The organism is Alterirhizorhabdus solaris (assembly GCF_007785815.1).
Lineage (GTDB): Bacteria > Pseudomonadota > Alphaproteobacteria > Sphingomonadales > Sphingomonadaceae > Alterirhizorhabdus > Alterirhizorhabdus solaris.
The window spans coordinates 16,445-40,473 of record NZ_VNIM01000032.1; the positions used below are offsets into that span (position 1 = coordinate 16,445).

Consider the following 24,029-nt stretch of genomic DNA (forward strand, 5'->3'; position numbering starts at 1 on the left):
GCGGATCGGGATCGCGTGCGTTCTGCCTTTGCCGCGACCCGCGCCGTGCTGGGTCGCTACGAGACCGATTTCCGCATCCTTGCCGGCGACGAGGTGCGCTGGATTTCCGCGCGTGGCCAGGGCGAGGACGTCGGGATCGTCGGACGAACGATGTTCGGTATCTTCCTCGACGTCTCGGGGCGCAAGCATGCCGAGGAAGGCAACGAGCCTGTCGCCGGCGAGATGAACCATCGGGTCAAGAACCTGCTGACGATCGCAGCCGGCCTCACCGCGATCACGTTGCGTTCCGCGAAGTCGACGGAAGGGATGGCGCAGGATCTGACCGCGCGGCTGACGGCGCTGGGCCGCGCGCACGATCTGGTCCGCCCCCTGCCGAACGGCCAGGGCGATGCGGCGCTGCTGGGCGATCTGCTGTCGGTGCTGCTGGCGCGCTACGAAGACATGGGCGCGTTCCGGGGCCGCATCCGCGTCGCGGTGGAGCGCATGGGGGTCGGCGAGGTGGCGGCGACCGGCCTCGCCCTCGTGATCCACGAGCTGGCGACGAACTCGATGAAATACGGCGCGCTGTCGGTGCCCACCGGGACACTCGACCTGTCGAGCACGACGGACGGCGACGAACTCGTCCTGACCTGGCTGGAGCGTGGCGGGCCGGCGGTGACGGTTCCGGACGGGACGGAGGGTTTCGGCAGCAAGCTCCTGCGGCGCAGCATCTCGGGCCAACTTGGCGGCTCGATCGCCTGCGACTGGTCCGAGGAAGGGGTGATTGCCACCCTGCGCATGGACCGCCGACGCCTGTCCGCCTGACCGTGGGCTGGATCGCCCGCCCCGCGACCGATCGACGGTGCCTCAACCTTCCCGAGTGTGCGCCGTCATCTCGCTTCGGACCTGGCCATGCGCCAGCATCGCGAACAGCCCTGCCCCGCCGATCAGGTTCCCGGCGACCGCGGGCAGGATCGATCCGCCGAAAGCGGCCATCACATCGATGCGCCCGGCCCACATCAGCGTGAACGCTTCCGCCGACCCCACGATCGAATGGCTGAAGCCCGCGATGCCGACCACGTAGGTCACCACGAAGATGATGAGGACGGATTGCTCGCGTGCATTGGGCAGGGTCCATGCGAGACTGGCGATCAGGAACCCGGCCGGGATCCCGCCCCAGAATGTCGCGGCCACATCATGCTTCAGGATGACGGCGGACACGGCCACCATCCCGTCGCGCAGCGGCGGATCCGCCAGCGGCAGATTCGCCAACGCCAGCGTGATGAGGGCGGTGCCGACCAGATTCGCCAGCAGGACCAGCCCCCAGAGTCGAAGCGTACGCATCAGCGCCGACAGCGTCGGCCGCGTGGCTAGCGGCAGCATCGCCGTGATCGTGCTTTCGGTGAAGAACTGCATCCGGCCGAGCACGACGACCATGAAACCGACCGGATAGCCGAGGCCCACGATCAGTTTGCGCCACGGTGCCTCGACCGTCATCGTATGCAGCGCGCCCTGCGCGACAAGCGACGCGGTGATCGCGAAGCCGGCGGCGAGCGCGGACCAGAGCAGCGAGGCGGCCGGGCGATCGAGTTCGGCCTCGCCTTCCTCGCGCACGGCGCGGTGCAGTTCACCGGCGTCGGCCGCCTTCAATTCCTCGATCGCGTCGTCGTCGCTCGGCTGTTCCATCCAGCGCGAACGGGCGGCGGTCCCATTCGGTCCATCCGGGCGGACTCGACATGACGGTCGGACGGTCGAGCCGGAGGGTGGGTATGACCGCGATGGCGACGCGGCCGGCCGGCTTCCCGGCTGATTCCCCGACGACACCCGCCGAGTGGATTGTCGCTGTACACGCGGAACCTCTCCCGGCGTCGGGCATCCTGTGGGTGCGGCAGGCTATATCCGCGAACACGCCCGGCTGCCGCACCGTTCGATCGCGCACTCATCAAGGAACAAGCCATGGACCAGACGCACCAGGATGATCTCGCCGCCACGGTCGGCACGGATGTGGGCCGGCGCGTCTTGCTGACGGAGATCATCGCCAAGGTGGAACGACTGGAGGACGCCGCGTCGGACGAGGAACTCGACCAGTGGTGGGGACTGGTGGAAATAGATCGTCTGGCAAGCGGCCTCACACTGGCATCCATCGCCAAGCTGTCGGCGCCGGATGGCGAGGACGAACCCGCCGGCCCGTGGCTCGAAAAGTCGGATGAGACCGGTGACGAACCCACCCGGCTCACCGCTGCGGGCCGGGAGGCGATACGGCGGATCGGCGCGCCGGATGCCGCATAGGCCATGATTGCGCAGGCCGCCGGATCCCGGACGCGAGGCTGCGTCCCGCGCCGGGCATTGCGCCGGGGCGTTTATTTATTCCGCATGGCGACCAGCCAAAGCCGCGCCCGCGCGTTAGCCTTTCACACAAACGAGAGGCGATGGCATGACCGAAGCGAACATCATCAAAGAGCATATGGAAATCGTCGGCAGCGACGGCGGGCACGTCGGCACGGTCGACAAGGTCGAAGGCGACCGCATCAAGCTGACCAAGGCCGAGAGCGGCGACGGCGCGCACCACTATATCGCGACCGCGCTGGTGCAGGACATCAAGGGCAACACCGTGACGCTGACCAGCGACGCAGAAACTGCGATCGCCTCGGAGCGATAAACTCGGGCAGCGCCGGCAACCCAGACTGTCGGCGCTCCCCCCGACCAGCAGACATTCACCGCGACGGAGATGAAGATGGGCACCACACTGACCGGCACGTTCGAAACCCGCCGCGACGCCGAAATGGCCGTTGAGCGGCTCGTTCAGGAATTCGGCGTCGAGCGCGCCGACGTGTTCCTTGCCGCTGCGGGCGATGAGAATACCGCCGGCGAGGAGCTGGATGGTTCGGATACCGAGGCCGGTTCGCCCAGCCCCGAATCCCGTGACGACGCCGCCCTGAACGGTGGCATCACCGTATCGGTCGATCTGGACGACGAGGGGCTGGCCGGCAAGGTCCGCGCAGCCTTCGACGAGTTCGACGCGAGCGAGGTGGTGACGGACTGATGTCGTCGAATCAGCGGACGTGAACGGGGTGAGCGGACCGGCCGATGCTGGCCGGTCCGCTCACCCATAGCGCGGTGCCACAGCCCGCGTGGCGCGATCCTCGCTCGCGATGTGGTCGCCGAGAAGCCTGTCCAGACCGTCGCAGGGTCGCGGGAACAAGAAGAGGAAGCGGAGCGCCCGCTCGGGGTTCGCCTGGACCCAGTCCGGATCGGGATCGGGTACGGCATCGAACGGGTGGCTCGACGCGGCGGCCTCTCGGACATCGTGGGACTCATGGCCCATGGCGGATTTCCTCTCCGTGGCGCCCCGTTGAAAGGGGTGCTCCGAAGTCGAGGATATCACGCTCGTGCTTCTGGCGAAAGCAAGCGCGCCTCCCGATCCTGCGTCGTCTGCTCCGGTGACGATCAGATACCGGGCTCGGGCGGCGGCAGCGGGGTCCAGGCCCTCGATTGCGGCAACGGCGCGAAAATCCGGTCGATCACTTCCGCCGTGACGTCTTCCGGACGTGCCGGCGACCAGCGCGGCTTGCCGTCCTTCTCGATCAGGAGCGCCCGCACGCCCTCGGCGAAATCGGGCGCGCGGCAGACCCGCGACATGATGCCGAACTCCATCGTCATCTCATCGACGAAGTGCAGATGACGCAGGCTTTCCACCAGCATCCGCAGCGACACCTTGCAGGCCGTGGGCGACCGCCCCCTCAGGATGCGAAGCTGTTCGCCTGCCCAGTCCGACGGATCGGCTTCGAGCGCCGCCAGAATATCCTCGTACACATCCGACGCGAACAGCCGGTCGATCAGGTCGAGGTGGCGGACGATCCCGGCCTCGGGCGGCTGCACCGTGGCGCCGGCGAGGATCGACTCCACCTTCTCCGGCGTCGCGCAGAGATCCGCCTTCAGCCCCTCCAGCCGCTCGGAAGGGATGAAGTGGCTGGCGAGGCCGAGCGCGAGGCATTCGGCTCCGTCCAGCCGGGCGCCTGTCACGGCGAGATACTGCGCCACCCGTCCGCGCAGCCGCGAGAGATAGCGCCCGCCGCCGACGTCCGGAAAAAGGCCGATCCCGGTTTCCGGCATGGCGAACAAAGTCCGCTCGGTGACGACGCGATAGCGGCACGGGCAGGACAGGCCGACCCCGCCACCCATCGTCACCCCGTCCATGAACGCCACCCCGGGCTTGGGGTAGGTGTACATCACATGGTTGAGCCGATATTCCTGAAAGAAGAAGGCGTCGGCTGCGGCACCATGCCCCTGCACATCGCGCGCGATCGAGACGACGTCGCCGCCCGCACAGAAACCGCGCCCTTCCGCATGATCCAGCAGGATCAGCCGCACCGCCGGATCGTCACGCCAGGCGACGAGCGCGTCGGTGAGTTGCCGCACCATCGACAGGGTCAGCGCATGAAGCGCCTTCGGCCGGTTCAGCCGCAGCCGGCCGGCGCGCCCCTCGATATAGGTGCGCGTCTCGTTTGCGCCTTCGATGCTCACGGGGGCTCCTTCAGTAGCTGGTAGTGGCATAGGTGCCGGGCGCGGCCTCGATCACCGACAGCCCGCCCTCGCCCGGCTGGCGTGCGGCGACGCGCTTGCCCGATCCGTTGCGATCGAGCCAGCGGACCCATTCCGGCCACCACGAGCCGGGATGCTTCTCCGCGCTCTCGAGCCAGGTGTCGGCCGTGCCCGCCAGATCCGGGTTGGTCCAGTAGCCGTGCTTGTTGGCAGCGGGCGGATTTATGACCCCGGCGTTGTGCCCCGATCCGCCGAGGATGAAGGTCACCGGCCCGCCGAGCAGCTTGCTGCTGTCGTACACCGCGTTCCATGCCGAAACGTGATCCGCCTTGAGCGCGATGACCATCGCCGGCGTGCGCATCGCCGCCAGATCGATCGCGACATCGCCGATCGTGAAGCCGCCCGGCGCCGTCAGTCCGTTGGCGTGCAGCAGGCTTCGGTTGTACGACTTCATGAACGCGGCCGGGATACGCGCGCCATCCTCGAACCAGGTCAGCAGGTCGGACGGCGGCGCGGGGCGATCCAGCAGATAATGGTCCACGACGGACGACCAGATCAGGTCGTTGGCGCGAACGGCGCTGAAAAGCTGCTGAAGCTCGTTCGCGTCGATGTAGCCCTTGCCGCCGATATGGTCGTCGAGCGCGTCCATATGCGCCTCGTGGACGAACGCCGCCCACTCGCCCAGGTTCGAGAAGTCGAGCATGGTGCCGATCAGCGTCGCGCTGTTGACCTCGTTGGCCCGGCCCTTGGCCTCCAGCCAGGCAAGCGCCATCGCCCCCAGCGTTCCGCCGAGGCAGAAGCTGAACAGGTCGACCTTCGCGCCGTCCGTCGCCCGCCGCACCGCGCCGATCGCCTCGACGACGCCGGTCAGCACATAGTCTTCCAGCGCGCAGTCACGCAGGCTGTCGTCCGGGTTGACCCAGGAGATGACGAACACCGTCCGGCCCTGCTCGACCAGCCAGCGTACCAGGCTCGATTTCGGCTGAAGGTCGATCATGTAGTAGCGGTTGACGAGCGGCGGCACGTATAGCAGCGGCTCGAGCGAGACATCCGGCGTGGTCGGCGCATATTGGATGAGCTGGAACAGCTTGTTCTGGAAGACGACGCTGCCGGGGGTGGCGGCGATGGTCTTGCCCTTCTCGAACACGTCGGCCGCCGCGCGGCGCTTGACGATGCCCTTGCCCGCAGCGAAATCCTCGAGCACATGCGCGAAGCCGTTGACGAGGTTGGCGCCAGCCGTCTCCCGGGTGCGCTGCACCACTTCCGGATTGGTCATCACGAAGTTGGTCGGTGAGATCGCGTTCAGATACTGGTCGAGCAGGAAGCCGGCCATCGCCTGACTGGATGTGTCCTCGATCTTCGCCGACGACACCAGATCGCGCAGCTGCCGCGAGGCGAGCAGATAGGCATCCCGTGCGGCGCGGAAATAGGGCTGCTCCCAGCGGGGATCGGCAAATCGCCGGTCGCCCCTCGGCTTGTCCTTGGCGTCCGTCGCCTGCTGCGGCGTCCAGAGATCGACCCAGAAACCCGCCCACTCCTGCGTCGCCTTCACCTGTGCGGAAAAGAGATCGGCGGGGTCGATCGATGCCGTCAGCTTCAGCAACGAGTTCATCATCACGGCGGGATCGTAGGACCGCGTCGTCTTCTTCGCGCGCGGGCTCGAAGCGACCGTCATCAGTGCCGTGCCGGCCCGCGCGAGGGCGCCGGCCATGTGAGCCGAGGCGTTGCCCGGCGTCTGGAGGTCGACCGTCATGCCGGTGTCTTCGGGTGGTTGCGCATGATCTCTCTCTCGCCTCGTTGCCTTGCCCGCCCGGCATTAGACACACCCGCCGCGAAGTTGAAGGGGATTGACCCGACTTGTGCGAAGTCACGCCCTCCGCGTCCGGCCCGAGCGGCTATTGCCTCGACTGCCCCTCGATGCCAACGTCGCCCGAGACCATATCGTAAGGGGGAGGCCCATGCTGCCGATACTTGTCGCCGTGGCGATCGCCGTGGCTTCCACGACGCACGCGCCGCCCTCGTCCTACGATCTCGCCAGCCCGGTGACGACGCCCGTCACGGTCGGCATCGATACGGGCCGGATCGAAGGCGTCGTCGGGAAGGACCGGGTTCGCCTGTTCCGGGGCATCCCCTATGCCGCGCCGCCGATAGGCGACTTGCGCTGGCGTGCGCCCCAGCCGGCAACCGCGTGGTCGGGGGTTCGCCCGGCGACCGAGTTCGGCACGTCCTGCATGCAGATCCGCATCCCGCCGCGACTGAAACCGCCCGAACCCGTCGTCACCGAGGAGAAGCGGATCGGCGAGGATTGCCTCTACCTCAACGTGTGGGCGCCGGTCGGCGCGAAGAAGCTGCCGGTGATGGTGGCGCTTCACGGCGGCGGCTTCATCCTCGGATCGGGCAGTGGATCGAACAAGGACGGTACGACCCTGGCGAAGGACGGCGTGATCGTCGTGTCGATCAACTACCGGCTGGGCGCGTTCGGTTTCTTCGCCCATCCGGCGCTGACCGCGGCCGGCGGCGCGGAGCCGGCGACCAATTTCGCGCTGCTCGACCAGATCGCGGCGTTGCGATGGGTGAAGCGCAATATCGCGGCGTTCGGCGGCGACCCCGGCAACGTCACGATCTTCGGCGCATCCGCCGGCGGCAGCTCGGTCAACCTGCTGATGGTGTCGCCCCTGTCGGACGGGTTGTTCCAGCGCGGCATCTCCGGGTCGGTTTCCGCCTGGCAGCCGATGCGCCATCTGGCCGAACAGACCGCCACGCAGCCACAGTCGGGCGAGCAGTGGGGGGTGGCGCTGGCCGAGAAACTCGGCGCGAAGGATCTCGCGGCGATGCGCGCCGCCCCCGCGGAAGCGGTGCTGAAGGCCAGCCTGGAGATCGGCGCCTATCCGGGGCCGATCATCGACGGCAAAAGCCTGACCGTCGATATCCTCGAGGGATTTCGCACCGGCCGCCAGCACAAGGCGTCGTACATGAACGGCGCGAACGATTATGAAGGCGGGATGCTGGGCGATGCCGGCCTGTCCGACGCCGACCTGAGGCAGCGGCTCGGCGCCCGATACGATGCCGTCCTCAAGGCCTATGATCCCGACGGCAGGCTGGGTGCGGACGTGGTCCGCCGCATGATCTTCGGCGACGCCTGGCTCATCCGCCCGTCGCAGGCGGTGGCCCGGGCGATGTCGAACGTCGGAATGCCCGGGTACACCTATGTGTTCGCCTACGTGCCCAGGAGCGTCCAATCTCTCTCGCCAGGCTCATGGCATGGCGGCGACTCCAGCTATCTCTTCGGCACGCTCGCCTCGCGCAATCCGGCGCATGGCGCAGCGACTGCCGAGGACGAGGAGATGTCGCGGCAATACCGGGGATATGTCGTCGACTTCGCGAAGACCGGCAACCCGGGGCGGGCCGGCGGCCCGGACTGGAAGCCCGCAACGGCAGGCGCGATGGTTTTCACCAACGACGGTCCCGCCTTTATGAGCGACTATCTCGCCACGCGGATGAACGCGCTGGGCGGGGCGATCGGCCCCCGCCCCTAGTTGGACGGGATGCGACGCGGATAAGGGGTCCGGCACCTTGCCCAACGGGTGGCCGAGCTGGCGGACGCCCGCAATCGCATGGGCACGCTCGTAGCGGATATAGGCCACCGACGGCGCGACGTAGATGCCCGACGACGCGCGATAGGCGAGCTTGGCATCCGGCTGGTAGAGCTGATAGTCGGCCAGCGCGAACAGCATCCAGTTCTTCCTGGTGCCGGGCGCATCGAAGCGGGTGTAGCGCGTGGTGTTGTAGATGCCGCCTGCGCGCAGCCAGATCTGCCGGTCCGTCGCCGACGCCTTCCGTTGCAGGCCGAACTCCTGGATCAGCAGTGGCTTGGCGCCCCGGCGCGTCAGCTTCAGCCCGATGCCGTTGTCGAACCAAACAGAGCGCGCGTCGAGCCTCAGCCGCGTTACCATGCAGACGGGTGGGCGCACGGCGTCGAGCAGATCGATGACCGAAGCTGCTGTCGACGACGGCTGAACCAATCGACCCCATCGAGCGCAGCATTAAAGCTCCGCCGAGCCCCGCGTCTGTGGATTGTCCCTCCTTGGTTTAAGTCTTTGACCATTCCCGATCAGAGGATCGAGCCGAGCCGAAAGTGACGCACGGGCAAATTCGGAGCGGCGTAATCATAGATGCTGTTTCAAGCATGACCGCCACTCAGGCGCCGTGAGCAACGACGAAATGTTCGGCAAAGGGACCGCCGCCTTCGTCGATGCGGCTGGCATCGCCCTCCAGCAGCGCGATGCCGGGCAGCAGCAGGATCTGGCGGATCGTTTCCGGGATGATCGCATAGGCGACGAACTGGCCGAGACATTCGTGCGGGCCGAATCCGGTGTGCAGATAGGCGGTGCGCCGGCGCGCGCGGAAAGCATCAGGATCCGGGAACACGCCTGGATCGAACATGGCCGAGCCGATGCCCACCGCGATCACCGAGCCGGGCGCCACGGCGGTTTCGTGGGGGCTGCCCGGCGCGATCACCGCCGGCTCGGCCACCACCCGCGCCACGAAGGTGGTCATCGGGTTGAACCGCAGCGCCTCCCACACGATCGCGTCGAAGGCGGCGTCGTCCTTTTCCCCCGCCGCCGCGATGGCGCGCGCGGTGATGTCGGGGCGCAGCAGGATCTGCTCGGTGGCGTTGACGATCGCCTGCGATGTCGTCTCGATCGCACCCACCAGCAGCCCGCAGATGTTGCTCACGACCTGCTCGGCATCGAGGCCGGAGAGGCCGTTCGCCGTCATCCGCAGCAAACGCGAAACGCTGTCGCCGCCCTGCGCCGTTTGCCACGGCTCGCGCGTCGCCAGGAACGTGCGGACCCACGCGCGCATTTCCTGCCCGGCGGTATTGCAGGCGGCGAGGAGACGCGGATCGTTGGCGGGGTTGTGGAACATGTCCGCCTGCGTCGCCCACGACCAGCGCAGCATGTGCGCGTCGTCCGGCCCGGGAAAGCCGAACGCCTGCTGGACCACCCGCAGCGGCACCAGCCGCGACACGGTGGCCACCACGTCCACGGTTGGCGGCGGCGCCGCCGCGAGCGCGTCCGCCGCCACCTTGGCGGCCAGCGCGCGGATCGCCGGCACGTCCTCCCAGCGCAGCACCGCGCGCATCACGGACTTGTCGCGCCAGTTCTCCACCGCACCGTCGCGCGCCAGCATGAACGGGCCGACCGACTGGTCCATGTGCGGCGCGTAGGGCACCCGGAACGTCTCGTTGCGCGAGAGGATATCGACGACATCGGCCCAGCGCGACACGACCGTGAACGGCGGCAGCGGCAGGACCGGCCGGTGCGCCCGCAACTCGCCGAACAGCGCCCGCCAGTCGCGCCGCAGCCATTCATAGAACAGCCCGGTGCGGGCTGGGTCGGCGGGCGGCAGCGCATCGAGCGCGTCGAGGAAGGGCATGGTTTCGTCCCTGCTTGTGTCGAAGGTCGCTTCAGAACACCGGCACGGTGGGCGGCCGGGCGGGATCCTGCGGGGTGATGTTCACGGTGTAGGCGAGCGGGCGGGTGGTGATGACGATGAAGCGGCCGTTCTCGATCCTGACCGAATGGAGCCCGGCGCCGAGACCCTTGGGCGGCACGCACGCCTTCGTCTCGCCCACCCGGCGGGTTCTGGTGTCCACCGTGCGGAAGGTGCTGCGGGCGTAATCGATGTTCTGCTTGGACATGCGCGCCGTGCCGACGGCCGTGCCGAAGCCGGCCTCGCTGTCCTTCACGCAGGCGCCGTGATTGCCCACCTTGCGCGCCGTCACGTCGTCGTAATGGCAGGAGCCGTCGCGCGATTTGGCCCACATCTTGTGCGCGTAGCGGAACACGCCGTCCTTATAGTCGATGAAGGCGAGCGCGAGGCACTGGTAATGCCCGCCGATGCGGCGGGTGCGCTTGTCCACGGTCCGCACCTCGCCGTAATAGACCGGGTCGGCCGCATCGTTCGCCCAGAAGCGCAGCCCGGCAGCGATCGCGTCCGGGTCCGTCACGGCCTGCGCCGCCGCCGCCGTGGGCGCGCCCGCGACGAGGCCGGCCATCACGATCACTTTCCACATCGGTTTGATCCCTAAGGTTGACGGTGTTCACAGCGTCTTGAGGAACTCGATCAGCGCGGCGCGCTCCTGCGGTTTCAGATAGCGGCCGATCGTGCCCGGCCGCGCCTGTGCCGGGGTGGCGGGGGATTCGAACAGGTGGCCGCCGTTGCCGTTGCCGCGAACGAACCGCCCGTCCGCGCCCACCGCGACGAGCCGGAAGCCGCCGTCGATCGGCCCGGTGCGGTAGCCGACCTTGACCGGATCGAACTCCCGGTTGGCGAGCCAGAAGCTGCGCGGCCGTTCGTCCCACGGCGAGAGCAGATCGTAGAGCGTCGGCACCGAACCGTTGTGCAGGAATGGCGCGGTGGCCCAGATGCCGTTCAGCGGGCGTGCCTTGTAGGCGGGCCGCGCCGTCCCGTCGGCCTCGCGCACCACGGCGCGGATGCCGTTGGGGCGGAACCCGTCGATCGCCGCGCGATCTGCGACGGGCGTGGGCGGGGTGCGGCTGTCGTACCAGCGATAGACGACTTTCTCGACGACGTCGCCCAGCGCCGGGCCATAGGAATAGACGCCGAGCGCCCCTTCCTGCGACAGCGGCGGCGTTTTCAGCGCATAGGCCATCGGCACGCGCACGCGGCGGCCGGCCATGTCCTCGGCCTGCGCCGGATCGGTGCCGATCACCGCGACGGGCACGGTGGTGAGCCGCAGGTATCGCTGGCCGTGGGCGTTGGCCGGCAGCCATGCATCGCTGGTCCAGAACGCCGGTTCGTCGGTGGCGGGCAGATGGCAGCCGGCGCACATCGCGCGATACAGCGTCCGCCCCTGCTCCTTGAGCGCCACATCGATCGGCGGCAGGATACTGGCCGGCCATGCGGGCGAGTGCAGGCCGGTAAAGGCCCGCCGCGCGGTGGGCTGGGCCGGCCCGGCCAGCAGCCCCTCCATGTCGTGCAGCGCATCGACGGGCACGGTGGAGGTGAAGCGCGGCGTACTCGCCGACGTGAAGTTGACGAGCGCGCGCACCCCCATCGCCTCGCCCGCGTTCCGCACCATCGGCTGCTCGATCGAACTGTTATACTGCACCCAGTCGAACCAGTGCGTATCCCAGATATGCGGATAGGCGACGGGCGCGCTCAACGCGGCGAGGTTGGCCGGTTGGCGCATCTGATCGGCGAACACCTCGTTGCCGATCCGGTTGAGCGCGTCGAGGCGGCCGAACCCCTCCTCCACCGATCCTGCCGGCGACGGCGTCTTGAAGCGGACGATCACCGCGCCGGCCACCGTCCGGGCCAGCTGGTTGTGCAGCCGCAGCCGGGCGATACGATTGTTGCCGGGGCCGAGCAGCCGTTTGGCGAAGCGCAGGAAGCGCGGCGGCGAGAGCGAGGTCATCGCCATCGCATCGGCCAGCCCCTTGCGGAACTTGCCCAGCTCGATCATCGCCGGGCCGCCGTCGATGAACATCTGCGTGCCCCGGTAGCTGATCCGCCCGGTGTGGCAGGCGGCGCAGGTGAGGCCGACCTGCTCGAACGCCGCGCCCGTGGCGGGATTGACCCCGCGCGTGGCGGCGAAGCCGATGGGCAGGCCGTTCGGGTTGTCCGCCGATGTCGCGGCGGGGATGAAGCCGAAACGATCGAGATAGGCGCCGTCGCTGAACAGGCCGCGCGCGATGATCGAGGGATCGGGCTGCTCGAGCGCCAGGAACCAATCGACCGGGATCGGCAGCGTCACGGTCCCCTGCGAACGATGATGATAACGCCCGCGCTCGGCCGGCGTCCATTGCTGTTCCAGCCACATCGTCGCGCCTGCCGCGCCATACGCGGGTATGTCCGGCTTGACCGCCGGCGCGATGGCTGGCGTGGCCTGCGTCAGCGATGCGCCGGCAGCCAGCACGAGGCCGGCCAGCAGCGTGGGGATATGCCACGAGCAAGTCATCGCATTCTCCGGGATAAATACCATCGCAAGCTGCGCCGACTCCATGTCAGAGTCCATAGAAATATGAAAAGTCGATGCAGAAACGACTGTTACGTTTTCTTGACGCCACCTCGGCGTATGCGGATACTCTATTACGAGTCGTGGTCGGGGCAGGCTGACCGCATGTCGCAGGATCATGCGGACGGTTTCGCATGGCCCCACATCGGGGGACGGCGGAAATGGGCAGGACGGATCGGTGCAGATAAGGCCGGCCCCGCTCGCATGGCTGGCACTCTCGGCGCTGCCGGCAACGGCCGCCGGGCCGATGTCGACGAGCGCCCGGATCTACGATCTCGGCCCGGCGGCACAGGCGCTGCATCGCCAATGGCAGGAGCGCGACGGGGGCTTCGTCATCGCGATCGACCGGATTCGGCTGGCACCGGCTCGGGGGATGCGCGAAGCGGCCGTCGCGGGCCATTTCAGATTGCCGCTACGCGATCGGGTGCTGCTGGGCGGGCGCGAGACGCATGTCACCGTCATATGGTCCGCCGCCAAGGAGGGCTGGGCCGAGGGCCAGGTACAGATCGAGGTGAACGGCATCCTGCGTCGCGCGACGAGCCGCCCCGTGGCGGCGCCCGCCGCCGGAGAGCGGCTCACCGTCGTGGTGCCGGCGGTGGCGGCGCGCGCGCGCGACGGCTTGTGGATCGACGTATCTCTGATCGCCCGGCAGCGCGGCATGCACAGCGCCGGACGGATCGGCATCGACGCGCTCGAAGTGGGGGTGCGGCCATGACGTTCCAGTGGTTCGGCGGAACGAGGATACCGGCTGGTCTCGATCACGGCCCCCTCATCGACACCGCCGAGAGCGACTATATCGCCCGGCGACGCACGGCGGTGGGCCGGCCCGACCCGGCCGGCGTGCCGCCCGCGCCGCCGATCGGCCTGGCACTATCGGGCGGCGGCATCCGGTCCGCCACTTTCTCGCTCGGCGCGCTTCGCAGCCTCAGCCGGCTGGGCTTGATCCACCGCTTCGACTATCTCTCCACCGTATCCGGCGGCGGTTATACCGGCGCCTTCTACGCCAGCCTGTTCACCCCGGCTGATCTACGCGGCGCAAACACCAGCCCGCTGCATCCGCTCAACACCCGGCCCGATCCGCTCGGCACCGATATCGGTCAGGCCGGGATCCGCCACCTGCGCGAGAGCGGCCGCTACCTGCTGCCGGGTGGCACCGGCGATGCCGTTCGACTGGCGACGATCAGCATCCGGGGCTGGCTGGCGATCCAGCTCGTCATCGGCATGTCGCTGCTGGCTTTCTTTCTGTGCCTCAGGGTGATGCAAGCGCTCGTGCTGCACAGCCCATGGCTGAAAAGAGCCGAACTGTGGATGGTGGAAGGTGGCTTCATGGCCTGGCTGTGGCCGGCGCAGTGGATGCAGGGCTATCCGCTGGGCCGGACGCTTGTGCTGAGCTGGTTCTGGCCTTTCGTCGTCATGGCACTTCTCATCGTCGCCGCGCTCGGATGGGCGTTCTGGCTGGCCCGGCAGGACAATGTGCCGGAACGATTGTGGCAGCGCCTGCTCGGGCCGAGCTGGTTGGGGGCGATCGGCGTAGCGGCCGCCTGCCTGCTGCCGCCGCGTGGCCCGGGTGCGCTCGACACGATCCTGCTTCTGACCGGCGTGCTCGCCATCGCCGCCGCCGTGGCTTATGTCCTGGCGGAACTCTGCGACATGGCGTTCCGCGCCCGCCAGCATGGCGGCCCGACCGCGCGTATGCCGCGCGAGGAGGAGGATCGCGTCCGTACCCGCCTGACGGACTGGATGACGACATGGGTGCTGATATCGCTGATGCTCGCGGTCGTCGCCCTCGTCGAGACGATCGGGCAGACGATCTACAGCCTCTCTTTCACCGTGGAGGGTCGCGGCGTCACGCTGCCGCTGGCCGGTGGCGCGGCCATCGTCGGCGCCATTCCACTGCTGCGCCGCGTGCTGGGCTGGGTGCAGTCGATGGGCAAGGCGGGCGATCTGGCCCGTCGTTTCGGCCGGCTGATCGCCATCGCGGCGGCGCTGCTGCTGTCGCTGGCGATCCTGGCGTTCTGGGCCACGGTGGCCGAATATCTGGCCTGGCGCGGCGGCGCGATCGGATCGCTGGACGAAGTGAGCCGGTGGGCGGTGTGGCAGCGGCCGGCGACATGGGCGTTCGGCGCAGGCGCATCCGGCGAGGCGGGACTGCGGCTGCTGACGATGGGGTCGATCGCCGCCATTTTCGTGGCGACGGCGATTTCCATCGGCCTGTCGTTCGGCTTCCTGAACCTGTCCTCGTTCAGCGCCTTCTACGCCAGCCGCCTGCGTCGCGCCTATCTGGGCGCGAGCAACGTCGGGCGCACCCTGGAGGGCCTGTCCGCCGATCATGAGGATGCCGGCGACGATATCTCGCTGCACGACTATTACGCGCCCGGCAGCGGCGCGCCGCTCCACCTCCTCAACGTCACCATCAACGAGACGCGCGGCAAGGGATCGTCGCTGGTGCAACGCGACCGCAAGGGTCGACCGATGACGCTGTCACCCGCCGGCTATATCGTGCCGACCGATCGGGAAGAGCGCGTGCTGATCCCCTATCACGGATCGGGCGTGCCGGGGCAAAGTCGCACCGACCTGCCGCTGTCGCTGTGGGTGGCGGTATCGGGCGCCGCATTTTCCACCGCGCTCGGCAGCAACACGTCGCTCGGCTTCTCGTTGCTGGCCGGTCTCTCCAACCTGCGGCTAGGTTATTGGTGGACGCCGCTCGCATCGACCCGGTGGCTGATCGGCCGGCCCATGCAATGGGTGCAGCGCTATCTGGTGACCGAGTTCTTCGCCCGCTTTTCCGGTATCGCCGCCACGCGCTGGTATCTGACGGATGGCGGGCATTTCGAGAATAGCGGCGTTTACGAACTGGCGCGGCGGCGCGTGCCGCTGATCGTGGCGTGCGACAACGGCGCGGACCCGGACTATTATTTCGAGGACATCGTCAATCTCACGCGCAAGCTGCGGATCGATTTCGATACCGATCTCAATTTCCTGCCGCGGGCGCAGCTGGATCTGCTGCTCGGCGCGCGATCAGCCCCCCGCGCCATCTTCGGCGAACTCAGCGAGTTGGTGCGCGTCAGCAAGGACCAGAGCAGCCGTGGCCCCTATGCCGCGATCGCCCGCATCCGCGCGCCGGCCAAGCCGGGCCGGCCCGCCTATCTGGGCACGCTGATCCTGCTGAAACCCCGGTTGAGCGGGCTGGAGATGGCCGACCTCCTCGACTACCACCGCACCAACAGGGATTTCCCGCAGCAGGCGACGAGCGACCAGTTCTTCGACGAGGCACAGTGGGAAAGCTACTACCGGCTCGGCATCACCATCGCCGACCATGTCTTCGCGCCGCCGCCAGTCACGCCGGGCCGGCGCGGCGATCCGGTCTGGTCGCCCGCATCCCTCCGACCGATCGACACCGCCACCTTCCCCTGGTTCGCGGAGGAATGGTCGCGGGAGCCGCAGGGCAGACAGGCGCCACCGGATCCATCGGCTCCGGAACAGACGGTAACGCCGATTACAGGTCTCATCCGTGCAGCATTGAGCGGACTTATGCCTAGGCGCGAGCGAGGGATTTCGGGCCGCGCCGGCATCTGAGCATCCATACGGCGCCTGCAGAGACGCACTTTATCTTCGCTGGATCAGCTTCAGGCACGGCAGCATCGTTGCGTCCGCAGCAAACAACGACTGACAAGAAAACTTCGGGTGACGGTATGAAGAATACGCATCTTCCGCAAATTGACTCATGCCAATATTCTTAGTTTATTTTCTCCCCAGTTTTTTACCCCAGTGCAAATCATATTTCGATACTCTAAGAAACACATGGGTCGCCTGCTTCGCACAAGAGAACACAGTTTCGCCGTAAAAAGCGTAGGTCTTCAGAAAGAAGAGGTGAACCATGGTCTTAGCTCTGAATAGCACTTTGCGCTGGTTGGCTGCGAGCGAGTCGGAAAAAGCTGCGCTCGCAGACATCCAGGGCAACATACTCGACGGGCATGGCCGAAAAGCCACGCGGCACGTCTTCTTGCGGTTCGGCGACGACGCCGCCGCTTCCCGCGCCTTCATCCGCGAACTCGCGCCACTGATCACATCGACGCTGGAACAGCTGACCGAGGCCAGGGCTTTCCGAGAGCACGGGGTGAGTGGCGGGCCGTTCCTCGGCTTCCTCCTTTCCTCCTCCGGCTATGCCGCGCTCGAAGTGGCGGAGAAGGCGCCCGAACCGGACGACGGCGGCGCCTTCGAGCAGGGAATGCTCGCAAGGGCGGATCTGCTGGCCGATCCCGAAGCGGGCGAACTCGACGAGCCCTACCGCCAGCGTATCGATGCCATGGTGCTGATCGGCGGCAACCCCGACGCGGCGGACAGCTGGGGATCGACCGAAACGGAGATTGCCGAGACGAGGGTCGTCAACATCCTGCGGGGACGCGCCGACATCGTCGCGATCGAGGTCGGCCGGGCGATCTTCAAGGACAACGGCACGGACGAGCTCGGCACCCATAAGATCGAAGGCATCGAACACTTCGGCTACGTCGACGGACGCAGCCAGCCGCTGATGCTGGACGAGCTGGTCGAACGGGAGCGCGACGAGAGCGACGGGATCAGCGTCTGGAATCCCACGTTTCCCATCAGCCAGGTCCTCGTTCCCGATCCCGGCTCGCCTTCGACCGAGACCGGCTTCGGCAGCTTCTTCGTGTTCCGCAAGCTCGAACAGGACGTGGCCGGATTCAAGGCGCGCGAGGAGGAAATGGGGAAGGACGAGGCCTTGGGCGCCATGGGCGAACTCATGGGCGCAACCCTGGTCGGGCGCTTCGAGGACGGCACCCCGGTGGGGCTGCAGCGGGACGACGGCGGCGACAACCCGGTCATGAACAACTTCGACTATGCCGGCGACCCCGACGGCCTGCGGTGCCCGCTCCACGCGCACATCCGCAAGACCAACCCGCGGGGCGACAGCGTGCGCGAGTTCGGCGTCAGCCTGGAGGAGGAGCGCTCGCACATCATGGCGCGCCGGGGCATGACCTACGGCCGGCGAGACCGCGTGGTGGACCCCGCGGACAAACCGCACGGCGGCGTCGGGCTGATGTTCATGTCGTTCCACAATAACCTGGCGACCGGGTTCGAATTCACGCAGGCGAGCTGGGCCAACAACCCGGGCTTCGTCCGGGGCGGCACCGGCCGCGATCCGGTAATAGGACAGCGTGGCTCCGCCGCGGCCGAGGAGCTGACCGTCCGCACCACCTGGGGAAAGCGCGATGCCGAGACCGCCAAGGCGAGCTTCGGCGAGTTCGTGCGTCACAAGGGAGGAGAGTATTTCTTCGCCCCGGCGATCAGCACCCTGCGCGCCCTCTAATATAAGGCGGTTCGGCGCCGACGTTCCGGCCGGCCGCAAGGCCGCGCCCGGCCGGAACGCCCGATCGCTGCACGTCGTCTGCGCCCCGCCTTGCGGCGTTGCCCACATCGGGGGGCGAAAGCGAGGCCGCCACCATCATACCGTGTTTTCGCAATTCGGAGATGCAGATGAACCACCACCTGAGACCATCCGGCGAGGCCAACCCTGCCAGGATCGCCGCCCGGCGGACGACCGCGCTCGTCGCGGCGCTGTTCGCGGCAACGGCTCTCGCGGGCTGCGCAAGGACGGTGTCCTCCGCCGACCTCACCGGCTTCGGCACCGCTGCGGCGGCGCTCCAGAGGCAGACGGATGCGAACTTTGCCGGAGCCGACCGCATCGCGCGTGCGGCGGCGGTGGACCGTTTCGTACGCTCTGGCACGGTCGGATTGACGGAGAAGCCGTTCCCGCCGGCCGTCCCGCCCGACGTGGCGGCCGCCTGGCGCTCGGCACTCTTCTACCTCGAGCGCTACGGCCTCTTGCTGGGCACGCTCACCGATCCTCAGCAGGGAGCGCAGACGACGGACGCCTTCAAACAGCTCGGCGTCGAGTTGAACGGCGGCGGCGTGGGCGCCGGCATCTCTCCCGGGGTCGCGGCGGCGTTCTCGTCGCTCGCCGGGGCGCTCGTGCAGGAGGACGCCCGGCGCAAGGCGCTTGGCGTCCTGCGACGCAACGATCCGCACGTGAGGGGACTGCTCACCGCGATGGCGGAGGCCATCGGCGCTACTGACGGTGAAGGCCTTCGAGGCACGGTCGCCGCGGCCTGGACCGCATCCACCGGGGCGCTGCAGCGCACCTACGCCGTTGCGGCCACGCAGCATGACGAGGCGCACCAGCGGTCGATCATGAACGAGTACCTGTCCGCGCTCGGGCGCCGTCAGGCGCAGCTGAACGACCTGGCGGCGCTCAGGCAGTCGTTCCTCGCCCTCGCGGACGCGCACTCCGCAGCGGCCGACGGCTCCAAACGGCCGGTTGGCGAGCTGCTCGACGTGATCGAAGGGAGACTGGACGAGGTCCGCGATCTCGCCAAGGACATCGGGGAGGAGGGCGCGCGATGAGCGATGCAAGCAGCACCGGAACGCCGCCTGCCGCCAATCCGGACCTGAAAGCGATGCACAGTTCCCTGGTAGCCCTCGTGGTGAAGCTCAACGCGTCGATCGACGACGCCCAGACCTCCGCCCAAGTCATCGCGATCACCGACGAGATCGCCGAGGTGAACGCGCGGGTCGGGGCCGTGGGACGCCAGCTGCTCACGCAGCAGACGGCGGCGATCAGACGCGGAGCGGCCGCGGTCGCCGAGGCGATTCCGGAGGTCGAGGCCGCGATCAAGAAGTTCGACGACATCCGCGCCTTCGTCGGCGGCGTGACCAAGTTCCTCAGGATCGTGGACAAGGTGATCGACGTGGCGAAGGTGGTGATCTGAGTTCGGTACCATGCACGGGTGCGTGAACGGCAGTTCCAGCCGGAGATCGGTCCGGCACTGTTCTATGCCGGGGCTGCAAACTACATGATCCCCAAAAAGGGACAGCGCCCTGCCACTTGAGTGGCGGGGAGTTGTCCGCAGAATCATAGAGAGGCCGGCCCTTGCGTGTCAGAAGCCGTGGCGAACGGTCACGAACACCTGCCGCGGCGCGCCTGCCAGCAGCGTCTGGTTGTCGCCGCTGGCGCCGAAGCCGTTCGAGCCGATCGTCGACACATACTTCTTGTCCGTGAGATTGGTCACGCTGCCCTCGATCGCGAAGCCCTTGAGCGCGCCGTCGCCGAAGGTGTAGCCGATCGTCGCGTCCACGATCACGCGACCCTTTACCGACACGTCGTTGAGGAAGCTGAAGTAGCGTTTCGACATGTAGTCCGCGCCGACGCGGGCGAGGAACATACCGTCGTCATAGACGATCTCGCCCTTGAGCAGGTGCTTCGGTGAGTCCGGCACCGTCTTGCCCTTCGTCGCGATGGCGATCTGGCCCACGCTGCCGAACGCCGCGCTGATGACGTCGTCGCGATACTCGGAGCGATTGTACGAGTAAGAACCGAGCAGGGAGAGCGCGGGCATCACCTTGTAGAGCGCGGTGAACTCCACACCGTAGTTCCGCACAGCGCCCACGTTCTGCAGCGTCGTCGGGTTGCCCGCGCCGCCGGTGCCGTTCGGCAGCGACAGCAGCCGGTTGGTGAAATCGACGTAGTAGCCGGCGATCGATCCCTGGAAGCCGTTCATGCGGAAGCGCGCGCCGCCCTCGTAGGTATCAGATCGTTCCGGCTTCAGCGTGCTGCGGATCAGGTCCAGCCCCGCCTGCGTCGTGGCGAACGGCGATCCGCCGACCGCCGCCGAGGTGAAGGCGCGCATGTTCTGGGTGAAGCTGGCGAACACCTCCGTCGAGTCGCCGATCCTGTAGAGCGCGCCGGCCTGCGGCAGGAACCAGTCCTTTGCCTCGATCCGGCCACTGGCCAGCGTGCCGACGATCTTCGTCGCGTCGTTGGTCACCTTGTAGCCATTCCAGCCGCCCGACAGCGTCAGGTCGCCGAGCGCCAGCTTGTCCGCCACATAATACATCATCGTCTGCGTATCGAACTTGGCGTCGAACTGCGTGAAGAACGGGTTCTTCTTGTACTGGAGCGTCGGCAGCGACGGCGTCGCCTGATCGGCGAGGCCGTAGAACCGGCGGGCATTCTCGAAGTCGTTCGATTCGTACCAGCCCCCGATCTCCAGCCGGTTGGCCCCCGCTTCGTAGGCGATATGGCCGAGCGCGCCGCCGCGACGGATATCGTATTCGGTCGTCCGGACCGAGATGGCGGCCCCGCCCGGCGTCGGCGTGTACGGCAGATACCAGACGCCCTGGCCGTGGTTGTCGTGATAATAGCCGGTCAGCTTCAACGACAGATGCTCGGTCAACTGGCCGTCGAAGGTCGCGCCGGCGAGATAGTCGCGCCGCAGACCGCCGGCATCGAAATACACATCGTCCACCGTCTTGTACGGGGCCGGGAAGACGGTGCCGAGCGACGGATACGGCCGCGCCCCCGCACCGGCATTCTGGTTCGCGTAGATCTTGGCGAGTTGCAGCGCGAGCGGGAAGTCGTTCGAGATGTTGTCGTTGTCGTAGCCCAGCCGGTCGATCAGATCGAGGCTGAGATCCTGGTAATCCTGCTCGCGCCGGTCCGAGAAGTTGAAGAAGGCGGTGATCGATCCGCGATCGCCGACATCCTGGACGATCTTGGCATTGACCTGATGCTGCTTCTGCTCGCCATAGCCCTTCCACTTGTCGGTCTTGAGATAGGCGTAGCTCAGATAGCCCTTCAGGCCGTTGCCGGTCACGTCGCCGCTCTCCAGCCGGACGAAACCGCGGTAGGTGGCGTCGCTGCCGTAGGTCGCCGAGCCGACGAGGGCGAAGACGTCGCCCGGCTTCACCGACGTGAACTCGATCGTGCCGCCCAGATTGCTGGTCGAAGCGGTGCCGAGCGCGCCGGACCCCTGCGCCACCGAGGCGCCGCCGGTGTTCTCGGAGATGATCGCGCGGCTGATGTGCAGGCCGTTCGAGTTGCCGTAGCTCATGTCGCCGAGCGGCACGCCGTCGAGGGTGAAGCCGAGCTGGTTCTGGTTGAAGCCGCGCAGCGTGATGCGCGAGGACCATTCGTAGGCGCCGAACGCGTCGGCTGCCTGGTAATTCACGCCGGGCAGCTTGCTGATCGCCTTGATCGCGGTGGTGCCGGGCGTGAGGCGGGTGATGTCCGCGTTGCTCAGCGTCTGGACCTGCCGTGCCTGCCCGAACCCGAGCACCACGATATCGGAGCCGCCCGCCTCTGCCGCCACATCGGTGATGGCGAGCGTGTCGGCGGCTTGCGCCTGCGCCATCGTCGGCAGGCAGGCGAGCAGGGCGGTTCCGGCAAGCAGCCGGCGCGAAAGATCAAGCATGGAAGGCCCCCGGGATTGGCGCAGTTGGTCCGCGCGCTGGGTGGCTCATGGCCCCCGGTGATTGCCGCGTGATGACCCGTCCGCGTCAGTTTGATGGCGACCGTCGGTCCGCCGGGCTGTCAGCTCGTCAGCCGCCGTGCCCCGCGCGCCACGCCTGCCGCGTGCCGCGCCGCGATGGTGCGCGAGGGTTTCAGGACGGTGTCGAGGAACAGCCACTCCGCATCGGCCCGGTCCTGCGTCAGCCGCACCGTCATGTAGCCGCGGCGGCTGGTCTCGGCCCATTTCAGCTCCGGGCTGGCGCCCACCAGACCCCGTGCCACGGCGAGCGGATCGGCCCCGCCCAGTTCCGCCTCGAACCCCGGCGAGGTGACGCTGTGGCCACCGAACTCGACGCCGGCGGCCACTCCCTGCTCGGCCAGATCGAACGCCCACGCATTGTGGCTGTCGCCCGACAGCACGACGAGATTGGCGTCGGCATCCAGGCCGTTGCGCAACACACGCGAGCGCGCGGCGGGATAGCCGTTCCAGCTGTCCATGTTGAACGGCAGCCCGATCGCACCGGCGGCAATGCCCGCCCGGATGAAGTCGCGTGCCCGGTCCCCGCCGCCCGGCGGCAGCCAGTCGAGCGCGGCGGGCGGCATGTGGGTGATGCCCATGTTCACCTGCTGGGCGAGCACCTGCCAGCGCGTCTCTCGCGCCGCCGCGCGCATCCGGTCGGCGAACCAGCGTTCCTGTGCCGGGCCGAACAGCGTGTGCGCCGGGTCCTGCCACGGGCCGTCGCGAAACGTCTTCAGCGCCGCGGCAAGATCGGCGCCGTTGCCGATCGCGGCCGCCAGATCCACCTGTCTCGTGCGCGCATCGAGCCGTTCCTCCGGGCGGAACAGCACGGCGAGATCGCCGATGCGGTATTCGGCCCAATCGCTGTCCGACACCGGCATCCACTCGCGATAGGCGCGTACCGCCGCCGCCTTGCGCGCCTGCCACGGGCCTTCGGTGGCGGGATCGTGATTCTCGGCGCCGCCTTCCCAACTGTCGTTGGCGCTCTCATGATCGTCCCACATCGCGATCATCGGCAGGCGACGGTGCAGCGCGCGCAGATCGGGGTCGCGGCGGTAGGCCGCGTAGCGCGCACGATAATCGGCGAGATGGACGGTCTCGCTCGCCGGCTCCACCTGTCGTCCGGCGACCGCCGCCAGGGGATAGGTGCCGCGCCGGTACTCGTAGAGATAGTCGCCGAGGTGCAGCGCCAGATCGAGGTCGTCGCGCGCTGCGGCATGGCCGTATGCGTTGAAGAAGCCGAACGGCAGATTGGAGCAGGAGAAGATGCCCAGGTTGAACTGCGCTGTCTCTCCCACGGGCAGCGTGCGGGTGCGACCAGTGGGGGAAACGTTGCCGTCCGGCGCCACGAAGCGATAGAAATACCAGCGGCCCGGAGTCAGACCATCCACGACGAGTTTGGCGGTGTGATCGCGTTCCGCACTTGCCGCGACGGTGCCGCCGCCCGCGACGCGGGCAAAGTCCGGCAGTTCGCTGACCTCGACCGTCAGACGAACCGGGCCGGACCGGCCGACATAGCGGGTCCATACCAGCACCGATGTCGCCGAAGGTTCGCCGCTCGCGACATCATGCGTGAAGCCGAGGCCGAGGCCGGCCCCATGCGACGGTGCCGCCAGCGTCGCGATGCCCGCCGATGCGAGGCCCAGGAAACCACGGCGCGGTAACGAGATCATCGGCATTCTCCACGGCGCCGCGCCAGTCCGGCAGCGATGCCGGGTTGCTAGCGCAGAGCCGTGTCAGGTCGGTGACGTGACCGAACGCTCGGAATAGTAATGACGATTCCTGTTCCCTGCCGGGATCGCACTGATGGGGAGGTGTATTCCAGACCATCATGCCGGGGAGCCGAACGAAGCGGCCAGTCTCTATCCCGCCGCCTGGCCGACACTAGGGTCAGGACCCATTGATGTGATCGTCGCGATCTGATTCAGGCTCCGCAAGGAGACCGGGATGAGTGACCTGTTTTGGCTGACGGATGAGCAGATCGAGCGGCTGCGGCCGTTCTTTCCCAAGGGCCACGGGAGGCCGAGGGTAGACGACCGGCGGGTGCTGAGTGGCATCGTATTCGTCAACCGCAATGGGCTGCGCTGGCGAGATGCACCCAGCGAGTACGGCCCGCACAAGACGCTGTACAATCGGTG

At 67.7% G+C, this 24,029-nt stretch carries 20 protein-coding genes; 11 read left to right on the forward strand and 9 right to left on the reverse strand.

The window, feature by feature from the left end:
• Positions 1-15 precede the first annotated feature (15 nt).
• Positions 16-804, forward strand: coding sequence for a sensor histidine kinase (locus FOY91_RS09595; protein ID WP_238995350.1), 789 nt, complete (start codon positions 16-18; stop codon positions 802-804).
• Between the two features lie 42 nt (positions 805-846).
• On the opposite strand, the gene FOY91_RS09600 is transcribed toward FOY91_RS09595, so the two are convergent.
• Complete coding sequence (locus FOY91_RS09600; RefSeq protein WP_145150621.1) at positions 847-1,665, reverse strand: formate/nitrite transporter family protein; 819 nt, start codon at positions 1,663-1,665, stop codon at positions 847-849.
• A 270-nt stretch (positions 1,666-1,935) separates the two neighbouring features.
• Here FOY91_RS09600 and FOY91_RS09605 point away from each other — a divergent pair, with 270 nt between their 5' ends.
• From FOY91_RS09605 to FOY91_RS09615, 3 genes are all read left to right on the forward strand, one after another.
• The gene (locus FOY91_RS09605) at positions 1,936-2,268 is read left to right on the forward strand and encodes a hypothetical protein (RefSeq protein ID WP_145150624.1); all 333 of its coding nucleotides are present in this window, start codon (positions 1,936-1,938) and stop codon (positions 2,266-2,268) included.
• Positions 2,269-2,413: 145 nt separating this feature from the next.
• Positions 2,414-2,638 carry a DUF2171 domain-containing protein gene (locus FOY91_RS09610; RefSeq protein WP_145150627.1) on the forward strand — a complete coding sequence of 75 codons (225 nt, stop codon included), beginning with the start codon at positions 2,414-2,416 and terminating at the stop codon, positions 2,636-2,638.
• Between the two features lie 75 nt (positions 2,639-2,713).
• Positions 2,714-3,022, forward strand: a complete 309-nt coding sequence (locus tag FOY91_RS09615; protein WP_145150631.1) for a hypothetical protein — start codon at positions 2,714-2,716, stop codon at positions 3,020-3,022.
• A 60-nt stretch (positions 3,023-3,082) separates the two neighbouring features.
• Here the strand turns inward: FOY91_RS09615 and FOY91_RS09620 are convergent, their stop codons facing one another.
• The 3 genes from FOY91_RS09620 to FOY91_RS09630 form a co-directional block, all read right to left on the reverse strand.
• Positions 3,083-3,304 (reverse strand): hypothetical protein, encoded by a 222-nt coding sequence (locus FOY91_RS09620; RefSeq protein WP_145150634.1) that lies wholly within the window; start codon positions 3,302-3,304, stop codon positions 3,083-3,085.
• Positions 3,305-3,426: 122 nt separating this feature from the next.
• On the reverse strand, positions 3,427-4,503 hold the full coding sequence (locus tag FOY91_RS09625) for an enoyl-CoA hydratase/isomerase family protein (protein WP_238995352.1): 1,077 nt from the start codon (positions 4,501-4,503) through the stop codon (positions 3,427-3,429).
• A gap of 10 nt (positions 4,504-4,513) precedes the next feature.
• Complete coding sequence (locus FOY91_RS09630; RefSeq protein WP_145150640.1) at positions 4,514-6,274, reverse strand: PHA/PHB synthase family protein; 1,761 nt, start codon at positions 6,272-6,274, stop codon at positions 4,514-4,516.
• A gap of 205 nt (positions 6,275-6,479) precedes the next feature.
• On the opposite strand from FOY91_RS09630, the gene FOY91_RS09635 reads away from it, so the two are divergent.
• The gene (locus tag FOY91_RS09635; protein ID WP_145150643.1) at positions 6,480-8,057 is read left to right on the forward strand and encodes a carboxylesterase/lipase family protein; all 1,578 of its coding nucleotides are present in this window, start codon (positions 6,480-6,482) and stop codon (positions 8,055-8,057) included.
• Positions 8,058-8,718: 661 nt separating this feature from the next.
• Here the strand turns inward: FOY91_RS09635 and FOY91_RS09640 are convergent.
• The 3 genes from FOY91_RS09640 to FOY91_RS21655 are packed head-to-tail and all read right to left on the reverse strand — an operon-like array spanning position 8,719 to position 12,532.
• Positions 8,719-9,960: a cytochrome P450 gene (locus tag FOY91_RS09640; protein WP_145150645.1), complete on the reverse strand. Its 1,242-nt coding sequence runs from the start codon at positions 9,958-9,960 to the stop codon at positions 8,719-8,721.
• A 31-nt stretch (positions 9,961-9,991) separates the two neighbouring features.
• Positions 9,992-10,600 (reverse strand): hypothetical protein, encoded by a 609-nt coding sequence (locus tag FOY91_RS09645; RefSeq protein WP_145150648.1) that lies wholly within the window; start codon positions 10,598-10,600, stop codon positions 9,992-9,994.
• Between the two features lie 27 nt (positions 10,601-10,627).
• A complete protein-coding gene (locus FOY91_RS21655) occupies positions 10,628-12,532 on the reverse strand; it encodes a di-heme-cytochrome C peroxidase (protein ID WP_162527187.1) in 1,905 nt (634 codons plus the stop codon).
• A gap of 211 nt (positions 12,533-12,743) precedes the next feature.
• Between FOY91_RS21655 and FOY91_RS21660 the strand changes: the two genes are divergently transcribed.
• The 5 genes from FOY91_RS21660 to FOY91_RS09670 all read left to right on the forward strand — a co-directional run bounded on the left by FOY91_RS21660 (position 12,744) and on the right by FOY91_RS09670 (position 19,353).
• On the forward strand, positions 12,744-13,280 hold the full coding sequence (locus FOY91_RS21660; RefSeq protein ID WP_162527188.1) for a hypothetical protein: 537 nt from the start codon (positions 12,744-12,746) through the stop codon (positions 13,278-13,280).
• Positions 13,277-16,141, forward strand: coding sequence for a patatin-like phospholipase family protein (locus tag FOY91_RS21665; RefSeq protein WP_162527189.1), 2,865 nt, complete (start codon positions 13,277-13,279; stop codon positions 16,139-16,141). The genes FOY91_RS21660 and FOY91_RS21665 overlap by 4 nt, the downstream gene beginning before the upstream one ends.
• A 301-nt stretch (positions 16,142-16,442) precedes the next feature.
• Positions 16,443-17,894 (forward strand): Dyp-type peroxidase, encoded by a 1,452-nt coding sequence (locus FOY91_RS09660; protein WP_145150657.1) that lies wholly within the window; start codon positions 16,443-16,445, stop codon positions 17,892-17,894.
• A gap of 167 nt (positions 17,895-18,061) precedes the next feature.
• Entirely contained in the window at positions 18,062-18,988 is a 927-nt protein-coding gene (locus FOY91_RS09665; protein ID WP_145150660.1) for a hypothetical protein, read from the forward strand.
• The gene (locus FOY91_RS09670; RefSeq protein ID WP_145150663.1) at positions 18,985-19,353 is read left to right on the forward strand and encodes a hypothetical protein; all 369 of its coding nucleotides are present in this window, start codon (positions 18,985-18,987) and stop codon (positions 19,351-19,353) included. The genes FOY91_RS09665 and FOY91_RS09670 overlap by 4 nt, the downstream gene beginning before the upstream one ends.
• A 168-nt stretch (positions 19,354-19,521) precedes the next feature.
• Here the strand turns inward: FOY91_RS09670 and FOY91_RS09675 are convergent, their stop codons facing one another.
• Together FOY91_RS09675 and FOY91_RS09680 are read right to left on the reverse strand one after the other, a co-directional pair.
• Positions 19,522-21,834: a TonB-dependent receptor family protein gene (locus FOY91_RS09675; RefSeq protein WP_238995367.1), complete on the reverse strand. Its 2,313-nt coding sequence runs from the start codon at positions 21,832-21,834 to the stop codon at positions 19,522-19,524.
• Positions 21,835-21,953: 119 nt separating this feature from the next.
• Entirely contained in the window at positions 21,954-23,564 is a 1,611-nt protein-coding gene (locus tag FOY91_RS09680) for an alkaline phosphatase D family protein (protein ID WP_238995374.1), read from the reverse strand.
• A gap of 274 nt (positions 23,565-23,838) precedes the next feature.
• Here FOY91_RS09680 and FOY91_RS09685 point away from each other — a divergent pair.
• Positions 23,839-24,029 (forward strand): transposase (locus tag FOY91_RS09685; protein ID WP_145150669.1); only part of this gene is annotated, 191 nt, incomplete at its 3' end.

What these genes read in the sequence shown, in the direction of transcription:
- FOY91_RS09600 (WP_145150621.1), bottom strand. Translation starts at nt 1,665, where the DNA reads ATGGAACAGCCGAGCGACGACGACGCGATCGAGGAATTGAAGGCGGCC.
- FOY91_RS09605 (WP_145150624.1), top strand. Translation starts at nt 1,936, where the DNA reads ATGGACCAGACGCACCAGGATGATCTCGCCGCCACGGTCGGCACGGAT.
- FOY91_RS09610 (WP_145150627.1), top strand. Translation starts at nt 2,414, where the DNA reads ATGACCGAAGCGAACATCATCAAAGAGCATATGGAAATCGTCGGCAGC.
- FOY91_RS09615 (WP_145150631.1), top strand. Translation starts at nt 2,714, where the DNA reads ATGGGCACCACACTGACCGGCACGTTCGAAACCCGCCGCGACGCCGAA.
- FOY91_RS09620 (WP_145150634.1), bottom strand. Translation starts at nt 3,304, where the DNA reads ATGGGCCATGAGTCCCACGATGTCCGAGAGGCCGCCGCGTCGAGCCAC.
- FOY91_RS09630 (WP_145150640.1), bottom strand. Translation starts at nt 6,274, where the DNA reads ATGACGGTCGACCTCCAGACGCCGGGCAACGCCTCGGCTCACATGGCC.
- FOY91_RS09635 (WP_145150643.1), top strand. Translation starts at nt 6,480, where the DNA reads ATGCTGCCGATACTTGTCGCCGTGGCGATCGCCGTGGCTTCCACGACG.
- FOY91_RS09640 (WP_145150645.1), bottom strand. Translation starts at nt 9,960, where the DNA reads ATGCCCTTCCTCGACGCGCTCGATGCGCTGCCGCCCGCCGACCCAGCC.
- FOY91_RS09645 (WP_145150648.1), bottom strand. Translation starts at nt 10,600, where the DNA reads ATGTGGAAAGTGATCGTGATGGCCGGCCTCGTCGCGGGCGCGCCCACG.
- FOY91_RS21655 (WP_162527187.1), bottom strand. Translation starts at nt 12,532, where the DNA reads ATGGTATTTATCCCGGAGAATGCGATGACTTGCTCGTGGCATATCCCC.
- FOY91_RS21665 (WP_162527189.1), top strand. Translation starts at nt 13,277, where the DNA reads ATGACGTTCCAGTGGTTCGGCGGAACGAGGATACCGGCTGGTCTCGAT.
- FOY91_RS09660 (WP_145150657.1), top strand. Translation starts at nt 16,443, where the DNA reads ATGGTCTTAGCTCTGAATAGCACTTTGCGCTGGTTGGCTGCGAGCGAG.
- FOY91_RS09665 (WP_145150660.1), top strand. Translation starts at nt 18,062, where the DNA reads ATGAACCACCACCTGAGACCATCCGGCGAGGCCAACCCTGCCAGGATC.
- FOY91_RS09670 (WP_145150663.1), top strand. Translation starts at nt 18,985, where the DNA reads ATGAGCGATGCAAGCAGCACCGGAACGCCGCCTGCCGCCAATCCGGAC.
- FOY91_RS09675 (WP_238995367.1), bottom strand. Translation starts at nt 21,834, where the DNA reads ATGCTTGATCTTTCGCGCCGGCTGCTTGCCGGAACCGCCCTGCTCGCC.
- FOY91_RS09680 (WP_238995374.1), bottom strand. Translation starts at nt 23,564, where the DNA reads ATGATCTCGTTACCGCGCCGTGGTTTCCTGGGCCTCGCATCGGCGGGC.